The organism is Kitasatospora sp. NPDC001175, from assembly GCF_053598215.1.
On sequence record NZ_JBSFJU010000042.1, the window covers coordinates 1 to 25011 of the forward strand.

25 protein-coding genes and 1 pseudogene are annotated in these 25011 nt (G+C 70.0%); 14 read left to right on the forward strand and 12 right to left on the reverse strand.

Features of this window, described 5'->3' with window-relative positions; all coding sequences use genetic code 11:
- On the forward strand, window positions 1–1066 hold a 1066-nt coding region (locus ACWDAK_RS26205; RefSeq protein ID WP_427394964.1), incomplete at its 5' end, for an IS3 family transposase.
- A 13-nt stretch (window positions 1067–1079) separates the two neighbouring features.
- Here the strand turns inward: ACWDAK_RS26205 and ACWDAK_RS26210 are convergent.
- From ACWDAK_RS26210 to ACWDAK_RS26220, 3 genes are read right to left on the reverse strand one after another with little or no spacing between them, the layout of a single operon-like run.
- Window positions 1080–1406 carry a hypothetical protein gene (locus ACWDAK_RS26210; protein ID WP_427394963.1) on the reverse strand — a complete coding sequence of 109 codons (327 nt, stop codon included), beginning with the start codon at window positions 1404–1406 and terminating at the stop codon, window positions 1080–1082.
- A 4-nt stretch (window positions 1407–1410) separates the two neighbouring features.
- Window positions 1411–2010: a GNAT family N-acetyltransferase gene (locus tag ACWDAK_RS26215; protein ID WP_427394962.1), complete on the reverse strand. Its 600-nt coding sequence runs from the start codon at window positions 2008–2010 to the stop codon at window positions 1411–1413.
- 23 nt (window positions 2011–2033) lie between these two features.
- Window positions 2034–3443, reverse strand: coding sequence for a hypothetical protein (locus ACWDAK_RS26220; protein ID WP_427394961.1), 1410 nt, complete (start codon window positions 3441–3443; stop codon window positions 2034–2036).
- Window positions 3444–3814: 371 nt separating this feature from the next.
- Between ACWDAK_RS26220 and ACWDAK_RS26225 the strand changes: the two genes are divergently transcribed.
- The 6 genes from ACWDAK_RS26225 (at window position 3815) to alaS (ending at window position 10255) form a co-directional block, all read left to right on the forward strand.
- On the forward strand, window positions 3815–4648 hold the full coding sequence (locus ACWDAK_RS26225; protein ID WP_117489979.1) for an aspartyl/asparaginyl beta-hydroxylase domain-containing protein: 834 nt from the start codon (window positions 3815–3817) through the stop codon (window positions 4646–4648).
- Window positions 4649–4684: 36 nt separating this feature from the next.
- On the forward strand, window positions 4685–5557 hold the full coding sequence (locus tag ACWDAK_RS26230) for a nucleotidyltransferase domain-containing protein (RefSeq protein WP_427394960.1): 873 nt from the start codon (window positions 4685–4687) through the stop codon (window positions 5555–5557).
- Window positions 5554–6153 (forward strand): SLOG cluster 4 domain-containing protein, encoded by a 600-nt coding sequence (locus tag ACWDAK_RS26235; protein ID WP_427394959.1) that lies wholly within the window; start codon window positions 5554–5556, stop codon window positions 6151–6153. The genes ACWDAK_RS26230 and ACWDAK_RS26235 overlap by 4 nt, the downstream gene beginning before the upstream one ends.
- A complete protein-coding gene (locus ACWDAK_RS26240) occupies window positions 6150–6701 on the forward strand; it encodes an orotate phosphoribosyltransferase (RefSeq protein ID WP_427394958.1) in 552 nt (183 codons plus the stop codon). The genes ACWDAK_RS26235 and ACWDAK_RS26240 overlap by 4 nt, the downstream gene beginning before the upstream one ends.
- Window positions 6698–7366 carry an HAD family hydrolase gene (locus ACWDAK_RS26245; protein ID WP_427394957.1) on the forward strand — a complete coding sequence of 223 codons (669 nt, stop codon included), beginning with the start codon at window positions 6698–6700 and terminating at the stop codon, window positions 7364–7366. The genes ACWDAK_RS26240 and ACWDAK_RS26245 overlap by 4 nt, the downstream gene beginning before the upstream one ends.
- 228 nt (window positions 7367–7594) lie before the next feature.
- Window positions 7595–10255 carry an alanine--tRNA ligase gene (gene alaS, locus ACWDAK_RS26250; RefSeq protein ID WP_427394956.1) on the forward strand — a complete coding sequence of 887 codons (2661 nt, stop codon included), beginning with the start codon at window positions 7595–7597 and terminating at the stop codon, window positions 10253–10255.
- A gap of 61 nt (window positions 10256–10316) precedes the next feature.
- On the opposite strand, the gene ACWDAK_RS26255 is transcribed toward alaS, so the two are convergent.
- The 6 genes from ACWDAK_RS26255 to ACWDAK_RS26280 form a co-directional block, all read right to left on the reverse strand.
- Window positions 10317–10874, reverse strand: coding sequence for a GNAT family N-acetyltransferase (locus ACWDAK_RS26255; protein WP_427394955.1), 558 nt, complete (start codon window positions 10872–10874; stop codon window positions 10317–10319).
- 140 nt (window positions 10875–11014) lie between these two features.
- Entirely contained in the window at window positions 11015–11188 is a 174-nt protein-coding gene (locus ACWDAK_RS26260; RefSeq protein ID WP_427394954.1) for a hypothetical protein, read from the reverse strand.
- A 105-nt stretch (window positions 11189–11293) separates the two neighbouring features.
- Window positions 11294–11941, reverse strand: a complete 648-nt coding sequence (locus ACWDAK_RS26265; protein ID WP_427394953.1) for a restriction endonuclease — start codon at window positions 11939–11941, stop codon at window positions 11294–11296.
- Between the two features lie 223 nt (window positions 11942–12164).
- Window positions 12165–13163 (reverse strand): DUF4365 domain-containing protein, encoded by a 999-nt coding sequence (locus ACWDAK_RS26270; protein ID WP_427394952.1) that lies wholly within the window; start codon window positions 13161–13163, stop codon window positions 12165–12167.
- Window positions 13164–14116: 953 nt separating this feature from the next.
- The gene (locus ACWDAK_RS26275) at window positions 14117–14623 is read right to left on the reverse strand and encodes a nuclear transport factor 2 family protein (protein ID WP_427394951.1); all 507 of its coding nucleotides are present in this window, start codon (window positions 14621–14623) and stop codon (window positions 14117–14119) included.
- A gap of 58 nt (window positions 14624–14681) precedes the next feature.
- Window positions 14682–15713 (reverse strand): medium chain dehydrogenase/reductase family protein, encoded by a 1032-nt coding sequence (locus ACWDAK_RS26280; protein ID WP_427394950.1) that lies wholly within the window; start codon window positions 15711–15713, stop codon window positions 14682–14684.
- 125 nt (window positions 15714–15838) lie between these two features.
- Between ACWDAK_RS26280 and ACWDAK_RS26285 the strand changes: the two genes are divergently transcribed.
- The gene (locus tag ACWDAK_RS26285) at window positions 15839–16519 is read left to right on the forward strand and encodes a TetR/AcrR family transcriptional regulator (RefSeq protein ID WP_427394949.1); all 681 of its coding nucleotides are present in this window, start codon (window positions 15839–15841) and stop codon (window positions 16517–16519) included.
- A gap of 315 nt (window positions 16520–16834) precedes the next feature.
- On the opposite strand, the gene ACWDAK_RS26290 is transcribed toward ACWDAK_RS26285, so the two are convergent.
- Entirely contained in the window at window positions 16835–17578 is a 744-nt protein-coding gene (locus ACWDAK_RS26290; protein ID WP_344636768.1) for a hypothetical protein, read from the reverse strand.
- 85 nt (window positions 17579–17663) lie between these two features.
- Here ACWDAK_RS26290 and ACWDAK_RS26295 point away from each other — a divergent pair.
- Window positions 17664–17795, forward strand: a pseudogene (locus ACWDAK_RS26295) (alpha/beta hydrolase); the annotation flags it as partial.
- A 107-nt stretch (window positions 17796–17902) separates the two neighbouring features.
- On the opposite strand, the gene ACWDAK_RS26300 reads toward ACWDAK_RS26295, so the two are convergent.
- Window positions 17903–19069: a damage-control phosphatase ARMT1 family protein gene (locus ACWDAK_RS26300; RefSeq protein ID WP_427394948.1), complete on the reverse strand. Its 1167-nt coding sequence runs from the start codon at window positions 19067–19069 to the stop codon at window positions 17903–17905.
- Between the two features lie 354 nt (window positions 19070–19423).
- On the opposite strand from ACWDAK_RS26300, the gene ACWDAK_RS26305 reads away from it, so the two are divergent.
- The 3 genes from ACWDAK_RS26305 to ACWDAK_RS26315 all read left to right on the forward strand — a co-directional run bounded on the left by ACWDAK_RS26305 (window position 19424) and on the right by ACWDAK_RS26315 (window position 22380).
- Window positions 19424–20299 (forward strand): sigma-70 family RNA polymerase sigma factor, encoded by an 876-nt coding sequence (locus tag ACWDAK_RS26305; RefSeq protein ID WP_344636770.1) that lies wholly within the window; start codon window positions 19424–19426, stop codon window positions 20297–20299.
- A 187-nt stretch (window positions 20300–20486) separates the two neighbouring features.
- A complete protein-coding gene (locus tag ACWDAK_RS26310; protein ID WP_344636771.1) occupies window positions 20487–21872 on the forward strand; it encodes a pyridoxal phosphate-dependent decarboxylase family protein in 1386 nt (461 codons plus the stop codon).
- Between the two features lie 49 nt (window positions 21873–21921).
- Window positions 21922–22380, forward strand: coding sequence for a hypothetical protein (locus ACWDAK_RS26315; RefSeq protein ID WP_344636772.1), 459 nt, complete (start codon window positions 21922–21924; stop codon window positions 22378–22380).
- A gap of 66 nt (window positions 22381–22446) precedes the next feature.
- Here ACWDAK_RS26315 and ACWDAK_RS26320 read toward each other — a convergent pair whose 3' ends face one another.
- Complete coding sequence (locus tag ACWDAK_RS26320; RefSeq protein ID WP_344636773.1) at window positions 22447–22932, reverse strand: MarR family winged helix-turn-helix transcriptional regulator; 486 nt, start codon at window positions 22930–22932, stop codon at window positions 22447–22449.
- A 133-nt stretch (window positions 22933–23065) separates the two neighbouring features.
- Here ACWDAK_RS26320 and ACWDAK_RS26325 point away from each other — a divergent pair, with 133 nt between their 5' ends.
- The gene (locus tag ACWDAK_RS26325; RefSeq protein WP_427394947.1) at window positions 23066–24427 is read left to right on the forward strand and encodes an FAD-dependent oxidoreductase; all 1362 of its coding nucleotides are present in this window, start codon (window positions 23066–23068) and stop codon (window positions 24425–24427) included.
- A gap of 75 nt (window positions 24428–24502) precedes the next feature.
- Window positions 24503–24826, forward strand: coding sequence for a DUF6191 domain-containing protein (locus ACWDAK_RS26330; protein ID WP_344636775.1), 324 nt, complete (start codon window positions 24503–24505; stop codon window positions 24824–24826).
- Window positions 24827–25011 lie beyond the last annotated feature (185 nt).

Consider the following 25011-nt stretch of genomic DNA (forward strand, 5'->3'; position numbering starts at 1 on the left):
CTTCGGCGCTCTTGGAAATGATCTCCGAGAGCGCGGACTGAAGTATGCCGCCGATCCCGTCGTGGACGAGGCGTTCACCGCCGTCGAACACGAGCTGGGCACCACGGCCGCGTGTCGGCTGACCGGCCGCTCCCGCGCGACCCACTACCGCAGGCTGAAGCCGCCGCCCCCGCGTGGGCCCAGGTCCCCGCAGGTCCAGCCCTCCGCCCTGACGGCCGAAGAGCGTGATGCGGTACTGGCGTTGATGAACAGCCCCGAGTACGCCGAACTGCCGCCCGCGCAGATCTGGGCCCGCGAGCTGGACACCGGGCGCTACCACTGCTCGGTCTCCACGATGTACCGGATCCTGCGCGAGCGGGGCCAGTCGGGTGAGCGCCGCCGCCAGGCCACCCACCCGGCCAAGACGGTGCCCGAACTGGTCGCCGACGGCCCCTCCCAGGTGTTCACCTGGGACATCACCAAAGCGGCCGGCCCCCGCAAGGGCATCTGGTACCACGCCTACGTCATCATCGACATCTTCAGCCGCTACATCGTCGGCCACACCGTCGAACTGGCCGAATCAGCCGAACGGGCCGAGGAGTTGATCCGCGAAACCATCGCACGCAACGGCATCGTCCCCGAGACCGTGCACGCCGACCGGGGCACCTCGATGACCTCCAAGAAGGTCTCCCGGCTGCTGATCGATCTCGGCGTCACCAGGAGCCACTCGCGCCCCAAGGTAAGCAACGACAACCCCTACAGCGAGGCCCAGTTCAAGACCACCAAGTACATGGCCGACTTCCCGCAGCGGTTCGACTCCCTGACCCATGCACGGGAATGGTTCGACGCCTTCATCTCGTACTACAACCACGAGCACAGGCACTCGGGCATCGGACTTCACACGCCCGCCAGCGTCCACTTCGGCACCGCCGAGGAGATCCGCGATCAGCGGGCCGTCACCCTCGCCGAGGCCTACACGCGCCATCCCGAACGCTTCGGCCGCCGCCCCAGAGCACCCGAGATCCCGAAGACAGCGTGGATCAACGACCCCGCCAAGCGCAGGGAACCCGCACCACAAACCTCATAGCGTCACGACCGTCTCACTGGACTTGAAATCTTCCGGGCCGGGGTTCTCGGCCCCGCGGGGCGGGCTGTGCCGGACAGGACGGCTCGTCGTTGAGCAGGATCGAGCGCCAGACCCGTTCCTGGAGCTCGCGGATGCAGGGTCCGCAGGCGTACATGGGCGCCTGGGCGCCGGCGACGTGAGCGGGGCCGATCCACAGGACACGGGTCCACTGCTGGCCGCAGTACAGCCAGCAGAAGCCGTCGACCCAGGCGTTGCCGTCGTCGGTCGCCGGTGGGTCGGGCACGTCGCCGCGGGCGAACCCGGCGATGCCGGGGATCACGATGTGCGGCTCGGGCAGCATGGGATCACCTTCCCGGGCTGTGCTCGCCATCGGATTCAGCGGCCCCGTCCGCTTCCAACCCGTCGATTGGTGCCCACTCGTGCTCCAGGATCGAGTAGGTGATCGAGTCGCGCCACGCCCCGTGGACGAAGACGTGGTCGCGGATGCGACCGTCCTCGGTCATGCCGGCGCGGAGAAGCGTTCGCGCGGAGGCCTCGTTGAGCGGTGATCGGGCGGCCCAGATGCGGTGCAGGCCGAGGGTGTTGAAGCCGAGGGCGCACAGCAGGTGAACGGTCTCCGTGCCGAGGCCCTTGCCCCACGCGGTCGGGTGGAGGGCGAAGCCGATGGTGGCGGCCTGCTGCGGCTCGGTGGCCAGGCGCGCGTAGCCGATCAGCTGGTGCGCGCCGCGTCGGGTCACGGCCAGGCAGTACTCGGTGCGCGGGGTGGCGCGCGCGGAGTCGATGGAGCGGGTGGTGATCGCTTCGACCTGCTCGCGGGTGCGGGGTTCGAAGCTGAGGTGCCGGGTGGCCTCGGGGTCACCGTAGATCGCCAGCAGGTCGTCGGTGTCCTCGGGTTCGACTTCGCGCAGTGCCAGGTTGGGGCCGGTCAGGTGGAGTGGGGTCATGGCTGCGGAGCCTATCCGCGGGGTCACCGGACGAGGGCCGAGGTGGGGGTGGCGGTGAAGGCCTCGATCTCCTGGCGCAGACCGGCCGCCGCGCCGCCGCTGCTGCGACGGCCGGCGCCGTGCAGGGCGGCGTGGACGCGTTGGGCGCTGCTGACGATGCCGAAGTTCCGTTGTTCGACGGGGAGGTCGAGCACGGGGCGGACGGCTTCGGCGGCGCCCTCGATCTCGCCGCGGGCGATGCGGGCGAGGGCGAGGTCGGTCTGGGCGCCGGCCTGGTCGCCGAAGGCCCACTCGTCCTCGGTGGCGTCGCGGTAGGCGGAGACGGCGGCTTTGGACTGGCTCTCGCCGAGGGCCGCGTCTTCGCCGAGCTGCACGGTGGCCTCGGCGACGTAGTAGAGCTGTCGGGGGATCGGGAAGGTCATGATGCCGCCGAAGGCGTCGAGGTCGTCGGGTTCGACGGTCGCGCGGGCCTCCTCGGCCTGCTGGATGGCGGTGCGGGTGGCCTCGCCGTCGCCGAGGAGGGAGTGGGCGCGGGCGGAGAGGCAGGCCAGCCAGACGCTGGTGGTGCCGCGGACGTCGCCGATGGCGCCCTGTCCGAGGGCGGCGTAGTCGGCGGCCTCGCCGGGGCGGCCGGCCCAGTAGGAGATCAGCGACTGGAGCGAGCGGACCCAGGCGCGCATGGCGTGGTGGTCGGCGTTGTCGGCGCAGACGAAGGCGGTGCGGGCCTGCATCATGGCGGCGCTCGGGTTGCCCAGGTCGTGGCTGGCCTTGGCGAGCATGCCGGAGGTGATTCCGGCGAGCAGGTACAGCTCCCGGGCCTGCGACGGCTTGGCCCGTCCGTGTTCCAGCAGTTGGAAGGTGAGGTCCTGGACCTCGACCAGGTCGCCGAGCAGGGTCGGCAGTGCCAGCTTCGGGTAGGCGACGGTCAGTCGCCGTACCTCGTCGTTGATCTGGCCCAGGGTCTCCGAGCCGATGCTGCTGCCCTCCGCCATCGCGGTGAATCGAAGTGCACGACGAGCCGCCATCGTGACCTGCCTTTCCAATTCCGTGGTGCCCGCGTCGAAGCGGGGCTCGCTGCTGAACGGGCCACCGACAGGCAGTGCCGCTGCCTGCTCGGGTGGGAGGAGGACAGGGACCGGCCGTGGTGGCGGGACGGCGAACGAGGCGGTGGTGGCGGGCACGGATACGGGGCCGGCCGGTGCGGGCGCGAGGAGTTGGTCCACGCCGACGCCGAACATGGCCTCCAGCACCCGGCACTGGTCCGGGTAGGGGCGGGTCTTCACCGCGCCGCCGTACCAGCGCTCGAACTGCCGCTTGGAGACCGACAGGCCCCGAAGTCGGGGGTCGCGCTCCTGCTCGGCGGCCGAGTTCGCCGTCGCCTCGAACCGGAGACGGAAGGTCTCGTAGACCTGCCAGTGTCGCTGAAGCGTCAAAACCCTTAGGAGTGTGGGAGTTTCAGCCACCGCGGATCATCTCCGTCCCCGTTCGTCTGTTCTGACGATAGCCATGGTCGCTCGACAGGAAACCCGTTCGAGGTCGTCTCAGCCCAGATGACGGCGGCCGTGACGGCAGTCATGACGCGTACCGACATGGTTCGCCTTTCGGGACGGCGGGACGGTGACGGCAGCCGCGTCGTATCGGTGCCGCACCTGGCGCCGCCATCCTGAACGCCACCTCGCTGTCCGTGCATCACCGACAGCGAAGCGTGAGATCAAGGGCGCTGGGATCCGCGCCTGATCGACCCCATCCAGCACCACGTGCATTCCGGTTCGCCATGCCGCGAGCCGGCAACGGGAGGGAACCGATGGACAACACCCTGACCGCTCTGGCCGGGCAGATCGCCCAGCTGGACGCCGTGGACTCCGCCCACCTGGAGCGGATGCGCCACGAAGCCCTGACCGCCCAGGCCCCCTGGAAGGCGGAGTACGGCGCCTACCAGTCCGGCGGCTGGTGGACCACCTCGCTGATGAACGCCTCCGGCGACGCCGCCGACGTGACGATCGGCGACTGCGCCGCCCGGCCTACCGACCTGCTGGGCCGGATGCCGGCCACCGCCGCATTCCTGGCCGACCTCGGCCTGGACTTCATGTGGGTGCGGCTCGCCCGGCTGGAGGGCAACGCCTTCCTCTGGGAGCACCGCGACTACGACGACCTCGACCAGGTCGAGCGGCACCGGCTGCACGTCCCGCTGCACACCAACAGGTCCGCCTTCCTGGTCACCGGCGGCACCAAGGTGCACATGACGGGCGGGCGGATCTGGCGGCTGACGCCGACCTACGCCCACGGGGTGTGCAACCTGCTCGGCCCGGACCGGATCCACCTGATCGCCGACGTGTACGCCGACGACGCCTACCGCCACCTGGCCCGCCGTCCCGCGCTCAGCCCGGTGGTCGCGGAGCCGTTGCCCGTCGCCGACCAGACGGTCCTCGCCGCGCGGCTGGAGAGCGCCCGCAACATGGCCACCCTCGGCTACACGGAGGCGGCCGAGCGGATGCTGCTGCGGCTCTTCTACACCTACGCCCTGCCGGAAGGCACGGTCTACGACCTGATCGCCGAACTGCACACCTCCCTCGGCGACATGGAGGCCGCGACCCGCTGGGACACCGCCAAGCGCCGCCTCCTCGCCATCCCCGCCTGATCCCAGCCCGCACCCACGCCCGGAAGGAAGAAGCGCATGCCCACCCTGCAACTGGCGGCGATCACCCAGGCCAACCGGCCCGCGCAGCTGCCGCTGCTGTCGAAGCTCGCCGACATCCTGGCCACCTCCCCGGCGGTGACCCACCTGATGGTCCGCGGGTCGCTGGCCCACGGCACCGCCGACCGCCTGTCCGACGTCGACTTCGTCGCCGGCGTCCACGATGCCCACTTCCCGTCGTTCGTCGAGGCCCTGGACACCCTGATGCCGGTCGAGGCCGGCGCCCTGCTGCCCGGCTGGCGCGACACGATCGTCGCCGACCTCGGCGGCGTCGGGATGGTCTTCCTCGTCCCGGACGAGGGCAAGCTCCACCAGATCGACCTCTACGTCGCACCGGCCTCCCGGATCCCGCGGCTGCAGGAGACGGTCAGCACCGCCGTCCTCCTCGACCGCCGGCCCGGACCGGTCACCGCGCCGGACGTCGCGGCGGCCGAGAGCTTCGCCGCCGCCTTCCTCGCCCGGCCGCGCTCCTGCGCCGAGCTGCTGATCGAACACCTGGTGCTGGCCGTTCTCCTGCACAAGCGGATCAAGCGCGGCCAGCGGTTCGTGGCGTACTCCGAGTGGCACCGGCTGCACACGGCCACGAAGGACCTGATCAAGACCGCCCTGGCCCCCGCCTCGCGGTTCTGGGGCTGGTACCAGCTGCGCGAGGAGATCGCCGTCACCCCGATCGGCCGCGCCTGCCTGGGCGACCTGGACGCCGCGATCAGCGGCCCGGCCATCCCGGAGGCGGCCGACGTCACCGAGGCGATCGAGCGGGTGCTCGCCCTGGCCGAGCGGGCCTGCCCGCAGGCGCTCGACGGCCTGCACGACGCCGTCGCCGCCTACCGCACCTACCAGGAGCTGGTGTGAACGCACTCCACCTCGCGGGCCCGGCCGCCAGCCGGGCCCGCGAGGGCCTGACCGCCGTCTTCTTTGGCGGCGTCGTCCCCGCCTCCGCCCAGGAGGAGACGCTGGCTGAGGAGATCGGCCGGGCCCTCGCCCAGGCCGGCTACCAGCTCCTGCACGGCGGCTACAACGGGCTCATGGAGGCCGCCGCCCGCGGAGCCGGAGGCCAGGGAGCCACGGTCACCGCCGTCACCCTGACCGGCAAGCACGACGAGTGGGGCGCGTTCAACCCCCACACCACCCTGTCCGTCCACCTGCCCGACCCCGGCGCCCGCCTCAACCACTACCTGGAGAACGCCGACCTGGTCGTCGCCATGGGCGGCGGAGTCGGCACCCTCCACGAGCTGACCGCCGCCCTCTACTACGCGACCACCATCCGGCCCGTGTCGGTCTGTCTCGCGGGCGCGTCGGCCCTGCGCCTGCTCGCCTTCCTGCGCGAGGAGCGGTGGCTGTACGAGACCCCGACCCGGCCGCTCGGCTTCCTCGCCACCGCCGAGTCCGCCGACGCCTTCCGCGCCCACCTGGCCTCGCTCGACACCACCTCGATCGGAGGAGCATGACCACCCGCACCCCGTCGGCCGGCCTCGCCGCCCGACTCGCCGAAACCGCGTGCGTCAACGCCCCGTTCAAGCTCGCCGACGGCGGCCGGCTCGACGTGTACTTCGACGAGTACCGGCTCGCCTCCGACCCCGCGCTCCTGCGCGACACCGCCACCGCCATGGCCGACCTCGTCCCCGACGACGCCCAGGTGCTCGCCGGCATCGAACTCGGCGGCGTCCCCCTCGTCGTGGCGCTGTCCGCCGCCACCGGCCTGCCCGCCGTCTTCGTGCGCCGCAAGCCCAAGAGCTACGGCTCGCGCCACCAGGTCGAAGGCCTTCCCATCGACGGCCGCCGCATCGTCCTGGTCGACGACGTGGTCCGCTCCGGCGGCCAACTGCTCCACATGGCACGCATCCTGCGGATGGTGGGCGGACCGGTCACCCACGCGCTCTGTGTCCTGGAGCGCCCGCTCGGCGGCCGGACGCTGCTGGCCGAGCACCGTGTCACCCTGAACTCGCTGTTCACCGAAGCCGACCTGCCGTCACCCCGGGCGGGCGGTGCCGCGTGAAGCGAGCCGTGCTCTTCGACCTCGACGGCGTCCTCGTCGACAGCCGGGACGCCCAACTCGCCACCCTGGCAGGCTATGCGACCGCCGCGCTCGGAAGGCGCGTCACCGTCGCCGATCTCCCGCCCGCCGCCGCGACCACCCCGCGCGAGTACGTCCTGTCCGACCTCGGACTGGACGGATCGATCAGCGAGGCAGGCTGGGCCGCGGCGAGCGCCACGGCCACCCTGACCGCCGAGGTGTTTCCGTACGTCGCCGAGACCCTTGCGGCGCTCCGCGAGGCCGGAGTCGGCACCGGTGTCGTCACCCTGCGAAGCCGCGAACGGGTCAACTGGCTGCTGCCGCAGGACATCCTCGACCAGCTGGACACCGTCGTCTGCTACGAGGACGCCCAGCCCAAGCCCGCCCCCGACGGCGTCCTGCTCGCCCTCGAACGGCTCGACGTCACCCCGAGAGCGGGCATCTTCGTCGGCGACACCGAGACCGACATCCACGCCGCCCACGCCGCGGGCGTCACCGCCGTCGGCGCCGGCTGGGGCTTCGCCGGCCCCGAAGCGCTCACCCGGGCCGGAGCCCACCTCGTGATGCCCCGTGCCGACCACGCCGCCTTCGTCCTCCCTCTCCTGGTCGGCATCGGCCGACAGGAGGACAACTCCAAGCGATCTTGACTCCCGACCCGCTACTGTTGGTGGCGCAGTCGCAGCGCACCGTTGCGTCGCTGTCGGCTGCGCCACCTCAGAGCGACGGATACCGGAGTCATGGTCTACACCGTGGGGGCGCGAGCTATCTGCGCCGAGCTGGAGAACTGAGAACCACTCAGTCCTCGTTCTCGGCCCGGCTCGGCGTGTGATCACCCCCCCACCTCTCCGCGACTCTTCCGTGAGGGCCCTACCGCCATGCGCTCGACGCAGATCCGCTCCACCTTCCTGGACTTCTTCACTTCGCGCGGCCACCGCCACGTCCCGTCCAGCCCGCTCATCCCCTCCGACCCGACCCTGCTGCTGGCCAACGCCGGCATGAACCAGTTCAAGCCCTACTTCCTGGGCGAGGTCACCCCGGAGTACCCCCGCGCCACCACTATCCAGAAGTGCGCCCGCACCTCCGACATCGACAACGTCGGCCGCACCAACCGGCACGCCACGTTCTTCGAGATGATGGGCAACTTCTCCTTCGGCGACTACTTCAAGGCCGACGCCATCGCCTACGCCTGGGAACTCCTTACCCATGGCTACAACCTGGAGAAGGACCGCCTCTGGATCACCGTCCACCAGAGCGACGACGAGGCCGAACAGCTCTGGCGCAAGATCGGCGTCCCCGCCGAGCGCATCCAGCGCCTCGGCGCGGACAACTTCTGGGACATGGGCGTCCCCGGCCCCTGCGGTCCCTGCTCCGAGGTCAACTACGACCGGGGCCCGGCCTTCGGACGCGAGGGCGGACCGGCCGTCGACGGCGAGCGCTACGTCGAGATCTGGAACCTCGTCTTCATGCAGTCCATGCGCGGCGAGGACGACGACAACGGCACCTTCCCGATTCTCGGCGACCTCGCCCAGCAGAGCATCGACACCGGCCTCGGCCTCGACCGCCTCGCCGCGATCCTCCAGGACGTCGAGAACGTCTGCAGCACCGACCTCCTCCTGCCCACCCTGACCACCGTCCAGGAACTCGCCGGCCGTGACTACCCGGGCAGCGGTTCCGGTGGTGAGGAGAAAGTCTCGTTCCAGGTCGTCTCCGAGCACGCCCGTTCCATCGCCTACCTCATCGCGGACGGCGTGCTGCCCGCCAAGGACGGCCGCGGCTACGTCCTGCGCCGTCTGATGCGCCGGGCGATCCGGCACGCCCGCATGCTCGGCATCGACCAGCCCGTCCTCGCCCCGGCCACCGCCAGCGTCATCGCCAACCTCGGCGACGTCTGGCCCGAACTCACCGGCCAGGCCAGCCTCATCGAGCAGGTCGTCACCGCCGAAGAGGAGTCCTTCACCCGCACCCTCACCCAGGGCACCCGGTTGCTCAACGCCGCCATCACCCGCAGCCGCTCCAGCCGCTCCACCGCCCTCACCGGAGACACCGCCTTCGAACTGCACGACACCTACGGCTTCCCCGTCGAGCTGACCATCGAGGCCGCCCGCGACGCCGGGCTGACCGTCGACGAGGACCGCTTCACCGACCTGCTCGCCGAACAGCAGCAGCGCGCCAAGGCCGGCGGCAGGGCCAAGACCGCCGAGGCCCTGCGCCGCCAGGACGCCTACCGCGAACTCTCCGCCCGCCACGGCCGAACCGACTTCACCGGCTACGACCGCCTCGACGCCGAAGCCACCGTCCTCGGCCTCATCTCCAACGGCACCGCCGTGTCCGGCGCCGATCAGGGCAGCACCCTCGAACTCGTCCTGGACCGCAGCCCGTTCTACGCTGAGTCCGGCGGCCAGGTCGGCGACACCGGCACCATCCGCACCGCCGGTGGCGCGCTCCTGGAAGTCCTGGACACCCGGCTCGGCCTGGAAGGCTTCCACGTCCACACCGTCCGCGTCCTCGAAGGCGAGATCCGCACCGGCGAGCAGGCCGAAGCCCTCGTCGACGGCCGCCGCCGCGACGCTGTCGCCCGCTCCCACTCCGCCACCCACGTCCTGCACGCCATGCTCCGCCGCACCCTCGGCGACCACGCCCGCCAGCACGGCTCCCTCGTCGGCGCCGGCCGCCTCCGCTTCGACTTCGCCCACTTCTCGGCCGTCGACCGCACCCAGCTCGCCGCCATCGAGGCCCTCGTCAACGACCACCTCCTCGACGACCCCGAGGTCCGCATCTGGCACGCCACCCGCTCCGAGGCCGAAGCCGCCGGAGCCACCGCCCTGTTCGGCGAGAAGTACGGCGACCACGTCCGCATCGTCGACATCGGCGACTTCTCCCGCGAACTCTGCGGCGGCACCCACGTCCCCCACGGCTCGAACGCCAGCCCCGTCCGCATCCTCGGCGAAGCCTCCATCGGCTCCAACCTCCGCCGCATCGAAGCCCTCACCGGCCGCGACGCCCTCACCTACCACGACACCGAACGCCGCCTCCTCGAAGAACTCTCCACCCTCCTCGGCACCCGCCCCCAGGACGCCCCCGACACCCTCCGCAAGCGCCTCGACGCCCTCACCACCGCCCAACAGGAACTCGCCCGCCTTCGCGACGCCGAGCTCCGCACCCGCGCCCAGCAACTCGCTGCCACCGCCCGCACCGTCCCCGGCGGCCGGATCGTCACCGAGAAGGTCACCGGCCTCGGCCCCGACGAACTCCGCACCCTCGCCACCAACACCGCCGACCTCCTGGGCAACGGCCACGCTGTCGTCGTCTTCGGCACCGAACACGATGGCAAGGCCCTCCTCGCCGCCGCCATCACCCGCAGCCTTCTCACTGCTGGCACTCAGGCCAGTCAGCTTCTCGCCTCCGCCGCCCGCACCGTCGGCGGCGGAGCCGGTGGCAAGGGCCCAGTTGCCAGTGCCGGCGGACGCCGCCCCGAGGCCCTCGACGAGGCCCTCACCATCGCCGCGCAGGACGCTGCCCGAGCCCTCGACCAGTAGCGTCGGCCGCCAGCGCGTGCGGTCGGTGCCTTCCAGTTGGGGAGGCACCGACCGCACGTTTTCACCGTTCCCGGCCAGCTGCGGCAAGGTCTTTCAGCAGGACCACGCTCTCGTAGTTGGTCACGTCCCACCGCCACGTCCCAACGGGGACGTACCCCCGTCGGCGATACCAAGCGACCAGCTCAGTGGCCTCGGCCGACGTATCGATGACCGCTTCCGCGGCCCCGAGAGCGACGATGCGGTCCTCCGCCATGGTCAACAGCCGTTGTCCGAGGCCCGTCCCCTGACACGCGGGATCCACCGCGAGCTGCCAGAATGAGCCCGCATCGGCTGGTGCCGGATACCCCACGGGCACCGTGTACGGTGCCGCTACCGTCACCGACCCGACCAGCTCAGCGCCTTGGAAGGCGAGCCAGCACTCCCCCCTCCCCATCCGGGTAGCCGTGTCCTGCACGGACTGGTACGACGCGAAGAAGACCCTGCCAGCCGCTGCATGAGCGGCGTATGCGCGGTGCAGGAGCAGGGTGAGTTCCTCGGCTGAATCACCATCGGTGAATCGCCGTATCGAGATGTCTCTTTCAGGGCCAGCCGACCGGCCGTGAACGTTGCGCAAGATCACAACGAACAGTTTCGCTCCGATGCAGCTGGAGGGCCTCCGGGAACGCCTACCTGCCGGCCGGTGAGTGGTTGGCACGTAGCGACGGGACACCAGCAGGGCATGGCCGCGAAGGCCTCCTGCACGTCCTCTCGCCGCTCCGTTCACCAGTCCAGGAAGTGTTCAGCGGGCAGGAATAGGTGGTCGCAGGGGTTGTTGTCGCGGTCGCAGTGGAAGACCAGCTGCCAGGAGTCTGCCATGCGCTTCCACCACAGCCGCTCCATCGCGTCCGCCAGGGCTGGCATCGGGATCGGCACCACCGGCCAGTAGCCAGCCATGAACGCCGAGGTCCGCTCCAGGTCGAGGCGGCGTCCACGGCCACCCCGAGTAAGCTCTGCAGCTTAGACTCGCCTGGTCACAAAGAATCCGCTGTTCTCAACCTGCTAGATCGGAATTTCGAGCTCGACCAATTGGTATAGGTGGTCTCCATTTTTCGACCATTCGATCAGGATGTCGCGGTCGATCAGTTGAATACCGTATTCGGTGCCCCATTCGAGGGCGTCTCGCGTGAAGAAGCCGTTGGTCACGATGATCGAGTCTTTTGCCCCGTAGACTGTTTCGGATGTTCCTTTCACCTCGTACAGGACCCGACTGGGGACCTTGGCGCCGATGGTCGTATGCTTGCACTGGACTGCGATTGGCTGGCCATTGGCGCTGTGCGCCAGAATATCAACTGCTTGATCTCCGCGTCCTCCGATAACCTCGCCCGTTAGGCCATCGCGCACCATTAGCTGTAGAACTGCCCTCTCGAATTCGGCGGGCGAGAGTTTGTCGATTTCATCGATTGTTGGACTGTAGGAAGCCTTCCTCGCTGCTCGACCCGATTCTATTCCTGCAACCCAGGCTTCTCTTCTCTCCGCCTCCTGCTGGGCCTGAAGTAGGAGCATCTTCTGCCTTTCTTCCTTGAGCGACTGAACTTCTCGCTCATACTGCTTCAGCTGGCGGCGATGAGAGTTGGAGACAATGATCTCGACCGGAAGTGCCAGCAAGAGGCCAATGGTTAGGGCAATGGATATGTCCTGGATTCTCATGAATCCGTCACCGGGGTCTGCTACTGCTGGCGGAAAGCCTTTCGCCAGATTGTTAATGATGGGAAGTCCGAGGGAGCCAATTATTACTAGGAGAAGCTTCCAGGAGGTAACCTTGCGGTGCGGGAATTCTGGCTTCTTTGGCAAATTTCAACCGCCCTAATTGATTTGCCGAGTTGGCGTCGACGGGGCCTGATCCGGCGAGTGGTCGGTTCGACGTGGGGACCTACTGCTCATCCGAGCTCAGGGATCGTCTCCTTCGTTCTCTCGCGAATCCAACAAAGGAGACGAAGATGAACTTAACTCCGAGGGACGGACCAAATGCCCCGGCGAAGATCCATACCGTCCCCCACCAATCCCGCTGGTCGCCATGGTCCCAAACTGGAACAGAGAGGAAGTTTCCGGCGAAGAGTGCCAGCCATCGCCCCGTCTCCTTGGGGATCCGGCCGGCCCGGAACTCGAAATACATGGCTAGGGCGGCGAAGGAGATGAAAGTGTAGATATTCATCACCCAGGGGAGTGGACTTATGTCAGAGTATCTTTCGACGAATCTGATCTGGTAGGGCCATTCCCACGCCATGATGATTGCCAGGATCATCAGAGGAATGGCTCGTCGCACGTCTCGAGCCAGGGTGTCGATTTTTTCCTCGTGGCGGAGTGCAAAATCTGCAAACCCTTCAAAGAGGGGATTGGGTGCCGTTTCCGGATCCAAGCCCCTCCTTGCCCTGGCCGCCCCGCTAAAGCCCTCTTCTTGAGTTCTTCCGCGCACGCGCATCCCGGCGCTATCGACGTATGCTTCAACTTCGGCGGCGAATCCGCGCATGCTGTCGTTGGATAGCTTCGAATCTTCTGGGATCTGAATCCAGGAAGGGGCTTTAGGGGCCTCCCTCAACTTCTTGGTCAGGTTCGTCCAGAAAATCTCACCAGTGTCGGGATCGTAGACGAAGCCCAAAACCGGAATCCTGCTCTGCTTCCAGTCATCGTAGTGGTCGTCGATCGGGATGGCATAGCCGCGGGCGCGCTTGTATTTTTTTCCACTCTTGACTTGGACCGCGATGTAGTGGCCCGTTCGCTTGCCTCCGCGAGTGAGGTTCACGATGAGGTCTTCACCGTGGTCGTTGCCGCCATCAATTTCTTGCACGATGTGCTCGTGATCTTCAAGCAGGGTGCGAACGGCGTTGACGCCGGCCCGTTCGATGCGGCGGCTAGGACGAATGGTCGCCACGACTCTCTCCCCCTTACGCTCTGTTCGCCGCACCATACCGAAGGTCACTGACATGTCGGAGAGGTTTGCGGGGATCTGTGCAGGGTGGGCGGCTCGCGACCGACCGTCTGAGGTTGTGTCTGTGGGCTTCCTTCAAGTGGCCAAGGGGGCCCATCTGGCTGGCGATTGAGCTGAGGATCTGAGACGAGCCGGTGCCCGACTCGCGAGCTGGTCGGCAAGGGCGGCAGCGGGCCCCTGTCGGGGGCTGTGCCAGATCCGTGCCAGAACGGGTGGTGAACGGGGGACAGCAGCGGTCTGCGCCGGGTGTCCGGCGGCCTGGTTGCGCTGGTATCGGTGCAGGTCAGGGTCACTTTTCGGCCCGGAGGCCCAAAGATTCCCAAGCTTAGAGCGCGAGTTCGATTCTCGTCGCCCGCTCCAACGCTCGAGGCCCAGGTCAGGGACATGATCCCCGATCTGGGCCGTTGCTGTTGGTGTGCTGCTTTCGGCTGTCGTGCCCCTCGGGCGCCCTATTGATCGGGCGTGCCTGTTCCGAGCTTCCGGGTGAGGGCCACGGCCATGCCATGGCTCACCTACCCCTGAGGGCAGGTGACTTGTCGGCGGTCGAAGTCGATGCGGACGTTGTCCCGGTCGAAGCCTTCGTTCCTGCGGGCGAAAGCCCGGGACGGCCGTCGCGCGGGTGCCAGCCGACGACGTCCTCGCCGTGCCACAGTCCGTCGAGCCGGTCCCGCACCGGCGTCGCTGTCGGCTCCTCGGGCTGCTCGCCCGGGCGATCTGCGCGGTCAGAGGGGGGCCTTGCTCGCAGGGACGGGGGCGAACAGGCAACGCACACCTCGTCGGCCGGGTCGGCCTGAGCCGCAGCCGCGAGCCTGCCTGCTGATCATGCTGCTCTGCCGGGGATTTTGAGGGTCCCCGACAGGGTCGAGCTGAACCGGTGAGTGGTCGGGAGCGTCGGCTCAGTGGGTGGGCGGGGTCCAGTCGGCGGGCAGGCCGGACTGGGTGAGGACGGAGTTGAGGCTGTAGTAGTCCTGCTCGGAGGCGATCCGGTGGTGCTCACCGAGGTCGAGGAGGGTGGCCATCGGCACGGCGAACGGCTTGGGCGCACCCTTGAGGTGGCCGGAGTAGACGGCTTCGACGGTGATGTGGGAACCGTCCTGGTGGGTGGCCTTCACCGTGACGTGGACGTCGTCGATGAGGCTGTCGGTGCGGGCCTTCCACCCCGCGATCTCCTGTCGGCCGTGGAAGGTGACGCCCACGCCCTGGTCGGTGTAGGTGCTGTCCGCGGTGAACAGGGTGCCGAGCGCCTGGGGGTCGGCGCCGTTCCAGGCGGCGGCCCATGCGGCGACGGCCTTCGGCAGGGGCTGCGCGGCGGGCTGCGCGGCGGCGGCGGTGGTGCCGAGTACGGCGCAGACGGCCGTGGCGCTGATCAGTGCGGTCAGGGTTCGGCGCGGGCTGGACTTCATGGTGGGGCCCCTTCAGGTGGTGGTGGGTCGAGAGGTGGGTCCGTGGGATGGGTGCGCGTCAGGGGATCAGGACGACCTTGCCGGAGACGGTGCCGGACTCGGCCAGGCGCAGGGCCTCGGCAGCCTCGGCGAGCGGCAGTTGGGCGGCGATGCGGGCGGTGACCTCGCCACGGTGGACGGCGGCGAAGACCTCGGTGAGGTCGGCGCGCAGCCGGGCTCGGAAGCGGTCCTTGTTCAGCGGGCGGCCGGCCCAGATGTTGTAGAAGTGGGCGCGGCGTCCGTTGGGCAGGGCGTTCCAGAGCCAGGTCCGGGCGAGGATCTTCAGGACGGGCCACTGCTTGGAGCCGGTGTCGTCGCGGGTGGAGGCGCTGCCGTAGGAGATGAGGGTGCCGCCGGGGGCGAGCAGGTGCCAGGAGTCGACGACGCTCCGGCCGCCGACGTGGTCGAAGACGGCGTCCACCCCGCCGGGTGCCAGTTCGCGGACCTGGGCGGGCACGTCGCCTGCTCGGTAGTCGACAGGGAGGACGCCCAGGTCCCGCAGGGCGTCGTGGTGCCGGGCGGAGGCCGTGCCGATCACCTTCACGCCCGCCGCGCGGGCGAGTTGGACCAGGACCGAGCCGACGCCGCCGGCGGCGCCGTGCACCAGGACGGTCTGTCCGGCGCGCACCCGGGCCTTGCGGTGCAGCATCTGCCAGGCCGTGATGCCGTTGACCACGACGGTCTCGGCCTCCGCCGCCGTGAGGCCCTCCGGGACTCGGACCGCGTCGTCGGCGTCGACGACGACGTGGCTGGCCCACCCGCCGACCTTCACCAGCGCGGCCACCCGTCGACCGACCAGGCTCGGGTCGACGCCCTGGCCGGTCGCCAGCACCCGGCCCACCAGGTCGTAGCCGGGCACGAACGGGAAGGCCGGCTGGTCGTAGTACCGCCCGCGGCGCATCTGCTGCTCGGCGAACGAGACGCCGGTCGCCTCCATGGCGACCACGATCTGCCCCCGGCCCGCCTCCGGAACGGCGCTCTCGCGGATTTCCAGGCCCTCCGGCGCCACGATGCCCGGCAGGACGACCTCGATGCGACGTTCGGCGCTCATGATCGCCTCTTTCTCGTAGATGTTTTCGCGTTCGTTAGAAGTTATAACTCCATTGATTCGTGAGAGTCAAGAGCGACAGTGATAGCCTCTAACTAACGCTTCGGCTGGAGAGAGGAAGACGGGTCATGGGCGAACCGGCTGCGAGGACACCGAGGGAGCGCTACCGGGCGCAGGTGCGGGAGGAGATCAAGCAGCGCGCCTGGGGGCAGATCGCCATCGCCGGAGCCTCCGCGCTGTCCCTCAACGCCATCGCCAAGCAGATGGGCATGAGCGGGCCGGCCCTCTACCGGTACTTCGCCAACCGCGACGAGCTGATCACCGCGCTCGTCAAGGACGCCTACCGCAGCTTGGCCGACACCTTCGCCGCCCGCACCGAGGCCGGCACCGACCTCGGTGGCCTGGCGGACGCGCTGCGCCGGTGGGCCTTGGACGACCCCCAGCGGTACTTCCTCGTCTACGGCACTCCCGTGCCCGGGTACGAAGCACCCGAGGACACCACGCGCATCGCCGCCGAGATCATGGCGCACCTCCTCGACGCCTGCGCCGCCGAGCAGCCGCCCGCCACGCCCCGCCCGGTCGACAGCCACCTCGCGGAGTACCGCGCCTGGGCCGGAGAACACCCGGCCCCGTCATCGGCGCTCCGCCGGGCCCTCACCTTCTGGACTCGCCTGCACGGCGTCCTCTCGCTCGAACTCGCCGGACACTTCACCGGCATGGGATTCGACCCCGCCGAGCTCTACGCCGACGAGGTGCGAGCACTCGGGGTCAGTGGGGCTGACGCCGCGATGCTGGCTGAGGAGAAGTAGCACCACGCCAGCATGAATCCACGAGCGAGCGCGGATCCGGGGGGACCTGACCAGGCCGTGCCAGATCCGTGCCAGAAGGCCGCTGGTACGGCGCCGGAGCAACGGATTTCGGCTCGCCGACCCGGCTCCCGGAGCGCGTGAGCGGCGGTCCTTCCAAAAGGCGAAGTCCAATTCCTGCGGCCATCGTCATGTGGTCTGCCCGGGTCGGCTGCTGATCACCGCGGCGTGTGGCTGCTCGTCGAGCGCGGTGAGCAGCGGGCCCTCTTGTCAGTGCCCGACAACTCGTGCGTACGGCCGGGCTGTCAGGGGCCGTCGTCAGCCGGCGGTGCCGAGGGCTTCGGCGAGGCGGGCGTCCTGGTCGGGCGAGAGGCCGAAGCGGACGGTGCGGGGGCTGTAGGCGCCACCGCAGAGCAGAACGCGGCCGGCGTGGGTGGCGGTGCTGGCACCGCTGAGAGGCGAGCCGGCTCCCTCGAAGTACCAGGTCTCGCCGTCCCAGAAGGGGTGGTCGAGCAGGGCCTCGGCGAGGGCGGCCGTGGCCTCGGACGGAGTGCCGATGGCGGCGAGGGCGCCTGTGACGGCCGCGGTGGCGTCGGCCGGCAGGTCGGCGTCGCCGAGGACGGGCAGTAGGAGCAGCAGGCGGGCGTGCGGGTCAGTGATCCCCGGTCCGTCCCCAGGGTGCTGGGCGACGTGGAGCAGCTCGCGCCAGGCGAGCCCGGGGCCGGCGAAGTGGCCCTCGATGCTGGCGAGTGAGCGTGGCCGGTCCCAGTCGGGGTGGGCGACGTAGTAGTCGGTCCCTGCGTCCTCGGTGAAGTTGCGGTGGACGATCAGGATGCTGTGGCCGTGTTGCATGGGCAGCCGGATGACGGGCCAGGCGGCCGGATCGGAGAGCCGCCCGTAGGCGGCGTCCGCGTCCGCGCCATCGGCCCCGAACAGGGCGGGCTCGGGCTCGAAGTCCTCGCCCTCGGCGAGCCACAGCAGGTACGCGGCCCAGAACCCGGGCAGGGCAAGCAACTCCTCGCCCGGGATCAGAGGGTCGTTCTCGTGTCCCGCGATCAGCACGGGTGCATTTTGCCAGTCCGTGATGACAGCCGCGGCCCGGTGAGTGGCGGAAAGGTCTGCAGACCGTCCCGTCCGGCGAACCGCCCCCAGTGGGGGGAAACGCACCGCGGATCTCGTGCCCGGGGCGAGGCTCCTGTTGATCCCCGATATGGGTCACGACCGTCCTCGCGAACTCTGGCCCGAGATCATCGACGCCGTCGAGGCGCACGCCGGCTGAGCGTTGCTTGCCCCGCGTTCGCGCGGACCTGGTAGACGCGGTCGGAGTCCTCGGACACTCGGGCCGTTCGGTTCCTCTTCTCCCGATGGGTAGTTGGGGTGTCGCCGCTACCTCGGGCTGTGGAACTGGACGACGGCGTGTCGGCCGCTGGTGCGCCAGTCCCCCGCGGATCGGTCGAGTTCGGCGACCAGCGGAGCATTGAGGCCGACGATGACGTCGGATTTCAGGGTGCGCAGGGCTGCGACGGGTGAGGGGAAGCGGGCGGCGGCTGTCGCGAAGGCTGTGGTCGGGGGCCAGAGTTGGTCGCCGACCAGGCGGCGGTAATTGAGGTCGCCCTTGACGATGGTGACCGTCGCGCTGCTGAACTCGGCGCGGAGGTCGGCAGGCATGTCGCGGTACGGCAGGGGTGCGCAGAAGAACGGGTGCGTTCGGACCGCGAGGGTGTCGCTTTTCATCGCCTGCCACAGGCGTCGGCCGATGAGCTCCGCCTGCGCCCCGGGCGCGGCGCGCAGACGCGCGACGGTGGCGAGGACGTCGGCCATGGTCGCGTCCGACATGAAGTAGGGCTGGGGCTTCACGTGGAGGACCACCCGTGTCGCGAGGCCGCTGACCAGCAGGTGGTCGATGAGGACGAGGTCGGGCAGGAGTTCTCGGCCGGCGTTGTCCGCGACCAGGCAGACCTGACCGCCTCGGGATCGTTCCAGCTCGGTCCAGAGGAGGTCGCTGTCATCGGCGAGCAGGGCCGTTGCGGCCTGGGTGTCCGATGGCGCGGTGAGCTGGAAGCTGAGGTCGGCGCGGTTGCCCCAGAGGGCGGACGAGAGCAGCGCCTTGGCCCGGTCTTGTGGTGGCAGGGTGCCGAGGCGGTCGAGGGCCGTCAGCTCGTCGTCGACGGCCGTGCTCGCCAACTCGGCGTTCTTGAACGGGGCGAAGGGGTCGATCCCCTGCCAGGCACCCGGCCGGAAGTAGCCGGTGGCGTCGAGGAGCCGGCGGTAGAAGTAGCTCTCGGCCCACAGGAAGGGAGCCTCGCCCCACGGTCGGCCCCAGAGGCCCCGGCCCCACTCCAACCACTGGGCGTGATCGTGGACTTCGGGGCCCAACGGTTCCAGAGCGCCGGTGGTGCTATCAGCGAGCAGTCGCTCGATCTTCTCCCGTTCGGTAGGACCGTAGGGGAGCGCGGCGAGCACCTGCTCGATGAGCTTGGGGTGGCGTTCGTGGAAGACGCCCCAGGCGAAGGAGCCGCGAGCGTTGCTGAGAATCACGGGTGCGATTGCCACGTACGGGCTCGCCTTCCTCGTCGTTGGCAGGGGGCGGGGCCAGCGATGGTCTCGCCACGGGGTCCGGTGGAGCAGTGGTCGATCTGCTTCCAGCCGGGGTGATTGCCCGGCTGCCGACGCCGCGCAGTACGCGACCGGTGGCGGCATCAGCGGCACACCAGTCTCGCACCCAACGATGGCGGTGGGCGTGCGGGCGGTGTCACGCGCTGTTGGGGAGGATGTGGGTTCCGCCATGGCCCGGCCGCCGTGGGTTCCTGCATGATCGCCTCCGAGGGACTCCATGGCCGCTGTCCGTCACATCGGCCGGGTTCCGCGGGTCAGTGCTTCGACACGAGGCGACGGAGGAATGGACCGATGGACCGACACGACTTTCTGGCGGAGCAGTTCGAGGCTCACCGCTCCCACCTGCGGGCGGTGGCGTACCGGATGCTCGGCTCGCTCAGCGAGGCTGACGATGCCGTCCAGGAGACCTGGCTCCGGCTCGACCGCGCCGACAGCAGCGGTGTGGAGAACATGGGCGGCTGGCTGACCACGGTGGTCGGCCGGGTCTGCCTGAACATGCTGCGCTCGCGCACCTCGCGGCGCGAGGACCCGCTGGACGTCCACGTGCCCGACCCGATCGTGAGCAGCGTGGACGGCGGGGACCCCGAGCAGGAGGCGCTGCTGGCCGACTCGGTGGGTCTGGCGCTGCTGGTGGTCCTCGAAACCCTGGCGCCGGCCGAGCGGTTGTCCTTCGTCCTGCACGACATGTTCGCGGTGCCCTTCGAGGAGATCGCCCCGATCGTCGGGCGGACCCCGGCCGCCGCTCGCCAGCTCGCCAGCCGCGCCCGCCGCCGGGTCCAGGGCACCCCGGCCCCCGATGCCGACCTGGCCCGCCAGCGCGAGGTCGTCGACGCCTTCCTCACCGCGGCGCGCGGCGGGGACTTCGAGGCGCTGGTCGCGGTCCTCGATCCGGACATCGTGCTGCGGACCGACAGTGGTGCACTGCGTCCGGGCGCTGTGCTGCGCGGTGCACGGGCCGTGGCCGGCGGGGCGATCACCTTCGCACAGATCGTCCAGCTCACCCATCCGGTCCTGGTCAACGGAGCCCCGGGAGCAGTCGCGATCGTGGACGGCGGGCCGGTCTCGGTCGCGGCCTTCACGGTCGCGCACGGGAAGGTGGTCGCGATGGACATCCTCGCCGATCCGGAGCGGGTGGCCCGGCTCGATCTGACGTTCCTCGGTGACTGAGGGGATCGGAGGTCGACGGTGAGTGACGGCTGGCGCTACGCCGCCTCGTGGGGCGGCGTAGCGCCGGGCGCCGTGCCCAGCAGTGGCGCGGAGCAGTCCAGTTACCCGGAATTGGATCGGGACGGCGCGGGGGCGGCGAGGGTAGCGTCGGGCCGCAATGGAGCGTGACCGACCGAAGGGGGTAGCCGTGCACCCACAACTCGCCGAGGACCTGGCCCAGTTGCCCGACCTGCTGGAGGACACCCGGCGGCGCGCCGTGGCCTTCCTCGACGGGCTGGGCGAGCGTCCGGTCGTCCCCGTGCCGTGGGAACCGGAGGTGGAGCCGCTGCCAGGGCGGGGAGTCGGACTGCGGGCCGCGCTGGAGGAGTTCGCGGTGCGTTGGGAGCCGAACCTGTCGGCGAGTGCCGGGCCGCGCTACCTCGGGTTCGTCACGGGTGGCGCGACCCCGGCAGCGCTGGCCGGCGACTGGCTGACCGCGGCCGCGGACCAGAACTCCAACTCCTCGCTGGACCCGGCCGGACAGCGGATCGAGCGGGAGACGGTCGGCTGGCTGCGCGAGCTGTTCGGCCTCTCCGACGCGCACAGCGGCACCTTCGTCAGCGGCGCGACCATGTCCAACACCGTCGGGCTGGCGATCGCCCGCGAGTGGCTCGGGGAGCGGCGCGGAGTCAGTCCGGCCGAGGACGGGCTGGCCGCGCTGGGTCCGGTGCGGGTGCTCTCGGGCAGTGCGCACTCCAGCGTCGCCAAGGGGCTGTCCGTGCTCGGCCTCGGCCGCCGTGCCCTGGTCGGGGTGGAGACCCTGGCCGGACGGGAAGCGGTCGACCCGGTCGCCCTGGAGCGCGCGCTGCGGGAGACGGACGGGCCCTGCGTGGTTGTCGCCAATGCCGGCACCGTCAACACGGTCGACTTCGACGACCTGCACGCCATCGCCGCCCTGCGCGAGCGCCACGACTTCTGGCTGCACGTGGACGCGGCCTTCGGCGCCTTCGCCGCCCTCTCCCCGGACCACGCCCACCTGGTCGAGGCCCTCGACCTGGCCGACTCGGTCTGCGTGGACCTGCACAAGTGGCTGAACGTGCCGTACGACAGCGCGGTGCAGTTCACCCGCCGCCCGGACCTGCAGGCCCGGGTCTTCCAGAACTCCGCCGCGTACCTCGGCTCGGTGGGCGACCACCCCGACCTGGTGCACCTCACGCCGGAGAACTCGCACCGGCTGCGCGCCCTGGCCGCCTGGTTCACCCTGCGTGCCTACGGGCGGGACGGCTACCGCGAGATCGTCGAGCGCGATGTCTCCTGCGCCCGTGCGATGGGCGAGGCGGTGGCCGCCGTACCGGGTCTGCGGCTGCTGGCACCGGTCCGCCTGAACGTGGTCTGCTTCACCCTCGCCGAGGAGCCCACGGCCGAACGGCTCGCCGCCCTGGCCGCCGAGCTGAACGAGGAGGTCTTCCTCACCCCGACCCGCTACGCGGGCGTGCCCGCGCTGCGAGCCGCGTTCAGCAACTGGCGGACGACCGACGCCGACGTCCGGCGGGCCGCTGACGCGCTGGCGCGAGCCGTCCGCAAGCTGCTCTGACGGGGTGGGGAGCGCGGAGGGGAACCGGGGGAGCGCGGGGCGGGGAGTGGTGGAGAGCCGGCTGCAGCGGAAGTTGCGGGAGCGCCGGGAGGCGGCGGTGCTGGCGGAGCTCGGCCGGCAGCTGTCCGGGCTGCTCACCGGCCGGGGGATGGCGCAGGAGGAGGCACCGCCTTGGATCGGTGAGACCGTTTCGGGGTTCTGGGACGTCTTCGTCGAGCCGTACGGCACGCTGCCGGACGATGTCGAGCCGGCGGCCGTGGACGCCTGGATCGAGCGGCTGCTGACGCGGCACGGCGTGACGGGCAGGGTCTACGTCCGCAGTCCGCTGACCGGCCTGCACTGGCTGGAGTGCCGGGTGCCGGACGGCGGGTGGGTGTCGCGGGTCCGGCAGGCGGTCGAGGATCCCTGGGTGTTCGTGTCGGGGGACTTGGACGTGGTCGTCGCGGTGCTCGAGGGCGAGTACTACTACCAGGCCCATGTCGGCCGGAAGCTACCCGGCGCCGGGTAGCGCCTCCGGCGCCCGTCCCCGCGCGAGGGGAGACCGCCGCCGCGCGGGGGACCGGCGGGTCCGGCCTCAGCCGCGTTCGGCCAGCCGGGCGGCGTGCTCCCGCTGCTGCTCGGTGGTGAAGCGCAGGAACTCGGTGATCCGGTGGATGTCCTCGACGCCGAGGTTGCGCAGGTAGGCCTCGCCCTCGGTGACGATCGGCCCGTAGATCTCCCAGACCAGCGTCCTGGCCTTCTCGGTGGGCTGGACGATCACCCGGCGGCGGTCGGCCGTGTCCCGGGTGCGGGCCGCGTAGCCGGAGCGCTCCAGCCGGTCGATGGCCGTGGTGACGCCGCCGGTGGTCAGACCGGCGGCCGAGGCCAGCTCGCCGGGGCTCATCGGGGTCGAGCCGAAGAGCAGGTCCAGGCAGTGCATGTCGGTCCGGTTCAGCCCGAGGCGGTCGGCGGCCTGCTGGTCGAGCGTGTCGTTCGAGCGCTGGAAGTCCTGCATGGCCTGGCCGAGTTCCTCGATCAGGCACTCCAGGACCTCGTCCGGCTGCTCCCGTTCCTCCGCCATGGCGGCCTCCCCTCGCTTATTCCCTTGACTTTCTAGCGATCTGATTTCTAAAGTTACCTCATCGCTAGTCGCTAGAAAATCTAGTGACTAGATAAATGGCTCTGCAGCTTCGCTAGAGATACCTGGGGGAACCATGACCGCCGCTCCGCTCCACGTCCTGGTCATCGGCGCAGGCTTCGGCGGACTGACGCTGGCCCACGGCCTGTGCCGGGCCGGCGTCTCGGTGGCGGTGTACGAGAAGCACCGCACCCGCACCGACGGTCTCTACGGATACCGGGTGGGCATCGACCCGACCGGGAACCGGGCGCTCAAGGAGTGCCTGCCGCCGCAGCTCTTCGACACCTTCGTGGCGACCTGCGCCCGCACGCCCCGGTACTTCAACGTGCTGACGGAGAAGAAGAAGCGCACCGCCGCCATCCCGCTGCGCGGCGACTCGGACGAGATCAACTCCGAGCGCTCGGTGTCCCGCCAGACCCTGCGGCAGCTGCTGCTGACCGGACTTGAGGACGTGGTGCACTTCGACAAGCGGTTCACCCACTACGAGCAGCAACCGGACGGCACCGTGACGGCGTACTTCGCCGACGGCACCAGCGCCACCGGCGACGTCCTGGTCGCCGCGGACGGCGCGCACTCGGCGGTGCGCAAGCAGTACCTGCCGCAGGCCGTACTGCGACCCGCCGGGATCATCAGCATCGGCGCCAAGATCCCGATGAGCCCCGAGGCGCTGTCCCTGCTCAGCAGGGAGGCGCAGCAGGGACTCTCGCTGGTCTTCGCGCCGAAGGGCTTCATGTGCATCTGGCACGTCATGGAGTTCGGCTGGGACGCCCGCGGCGGGGTGAAGGAGGGCGTGGCGGGCAACGACGCCGAGCTCATCAGGGCCTGGCCGGGCCTGCTGTTCGACAACACCAGGGACTACATCTCCTTCGGCCTGTGGGCCTCGGAGGACAAGTTCCCCGCCGACGTGCTGTCACTGCGCGGACCGGACCTGATCGACCTGGTGCTGCGGCTGACCCCGAACTGGCACCCGGACTTCCGCCGGCTGTTCGCGATGGCGGACCCGTCCACGGCCTTCCCGCTGCAGATCGCCACCTCCGAGGCCGTGCCGGCCTGGCCCACCAGCACGGTCACCCTGCTCGGCGACGCCATCCACACCATGACTCCCGGCCAGGGGGTCGGCGCCAACACCTCGCTGCGGGACGCGATGCTGCTCTGCCGCGCCCTCTCCTCGGTCCAGGCCAAGGGGCGGGACCTGCTGGCGGCCATCTGCGAGTACGAGGCCGAGATGATCCCGTACGGCTTCGCCCGGGTCGCCGACTCCCTTGTGCAGAACGGAACTTCCGGCAGTGATCCGCTGCACAGGCCGGTCGTCGGCCGGGCCGTGCTTGCGGCCAACCGGGCCTACTTCCGGGCGGTGGACGCCATCCCGCCGCTGCGCCGCAAGTTCCTCGACGACCTCTACACCTATCGAGGCGCCGAACTCGCCGCCGCCGAGTGAGGCCTGACGGGGCGGCTCCCCGGCACCCCGGCCCCTGCCCGTGCGTTGTCGGGAGGGCGACTTCAGGGGGTGGGCGTGAACATCTTCATCTGGGCGGTCGCAGCGGTGGCGGGACTCCTCCTGCTGGACCAGGTGCTGCTGTGGCTGGAACGGCGGGGCTGGATCTACTGGCGGAAGCGGCGGGCCGGCATCGGCGCTGCCTCCACCGCCGGCCTGATGGACGAGCTGCACGCCTTCCTCTCGCCGGGCCGGCAGCACGTGGCGGAGGAGAAGGAGCGCCGGCTCGTCCTGCGCGACGACGACGCCGAGTCGGGCGAGCCCCTGGATCGCCGGATCGACCTGGACTCGGGCCGCGCGGTGGTCCGGGTGCGGAGGCGCCGCGAGGGCGGTGGTGCGTGACGGGCCGTGAGCGGCAGCGGGGAGGATGGCGGGTGCGAGTCGCCCGGTTGACGGCCCGCCAGGTCCGCCGGGGCCGTCAGGTCCGTCAGGTCCGCCAGGTGTACCGGGTCTGCCAGGTGCAGGCGCGGGGCCGATTGACGGTTCATGCGGCTTCGGGGTCGGCGTGCGGTGAAACCCATGGCCCG

Excerpts from the sequence above, each read along its gene's own strand:
- ACWDAK_RS26210 (WP_427394963.1), bottom strand. The coding sequence starts at position 1,406 with ATGCTGCCCGAGCCGCACATCGTGATCCCCGGCATCGCCGGGTTCGCC.
- ACWDAK_RS26215 (WP_427394962.1), bottom strand. The coding sequence starts at position 2,010 with ATGACCCCACTCCACCTGACCGGCCCCAACCTGGCACTGCGCGAAGTC.
- ACWDAK_RS26225 (WP_117489979.1), top strand. The coding sequence starts at position 3,815 with ATGGACAACACCCTGACCGCTCTGGCCGGGCAGATCGCCCAGCTGGAC.
- ACWDAK_RS26230 (WP_427394960.1), top strand. The coding sequence starts at position 4,685 with ATGCCCACCCTGCAACTGGCGGCGATCACCCAGGCCAACCGGCCCGCG.
- ACWDAK_RS26240 (WP_427394958.1), top strand. The coding sequence starts at position 6,150 with ATGACCACCCGCACCCCGTCGGCCGGCCTCGCCGCCCGACTCGCCGAA.
- alaS (WP_427394956.1), top strand. The coding sequence starts at position 7,595 with ATGCGCTCGACGCAGATCCGCTCCACCTTCCTGGACTTCTTCACTTCG.
- ACWDAK_RS26260 (WP_427394954.1), bottom strand. The coding sequence starts at position 11,188 with ATGGCTGGCTACTGGCCGGTGGTGCCGATCCCGATGCCAGCCCTGGCG.
- ACWDAK_RS26265 (WP_427394953.1), bottom strand. The coding sequence starts at position 11,941 with ATGAGAATCCAGGACATATCCATTGCCCTAACCATTGGCCTCTTGCTG.
- ACWDAK_RS26275 (WP_427394951.1), bottom strand. The coding sequence starts at position 14,623 with ATGAAGTCCAGCCCGCGCCGAACCCTGACCGCACTGATCAGCGCCACG.
- ACWDAK_RS26280 (WP_427394950.1), bottom strand. The coding sequence starts at position 15,713 with ATGAGCGCCGAACGTCGCATCGAGGTCGTCCTGCCGGGCATCGTGGCG.
- ACWDAK_RS26285 (WP_427394949.1), top strand. The coding sequence starts at position 15,839 with ATGGGCGAACCGGCTGCGAGGACACCGAGGGAGCGCTACCGGGCGCAG.
- ACWDAK_RS26305 (WP_344636770.1), top strand. The coding sequence starts at position 19,424 with ATGGACCGACACGACTTTCTGGCGGAGCAGTTCGAGGCTCACCGCTCC.
- ACWDAK_RS26320 (WP_344636773.1), bottom strand. The coding sequence starts at position 22,932 with ATGGCGGAGGAACGGGAGCAGCCGGACGAGGTCCTGGAGTGCCTGATC.
- ACWDAK_RS26325 (WP_427394947.1), top strand. The coding sequence starts at position 23,066 with ATGACCGCCGCTCCGCTCCACGTCCTGGTCATCGGCGCAGGCTTCGGC.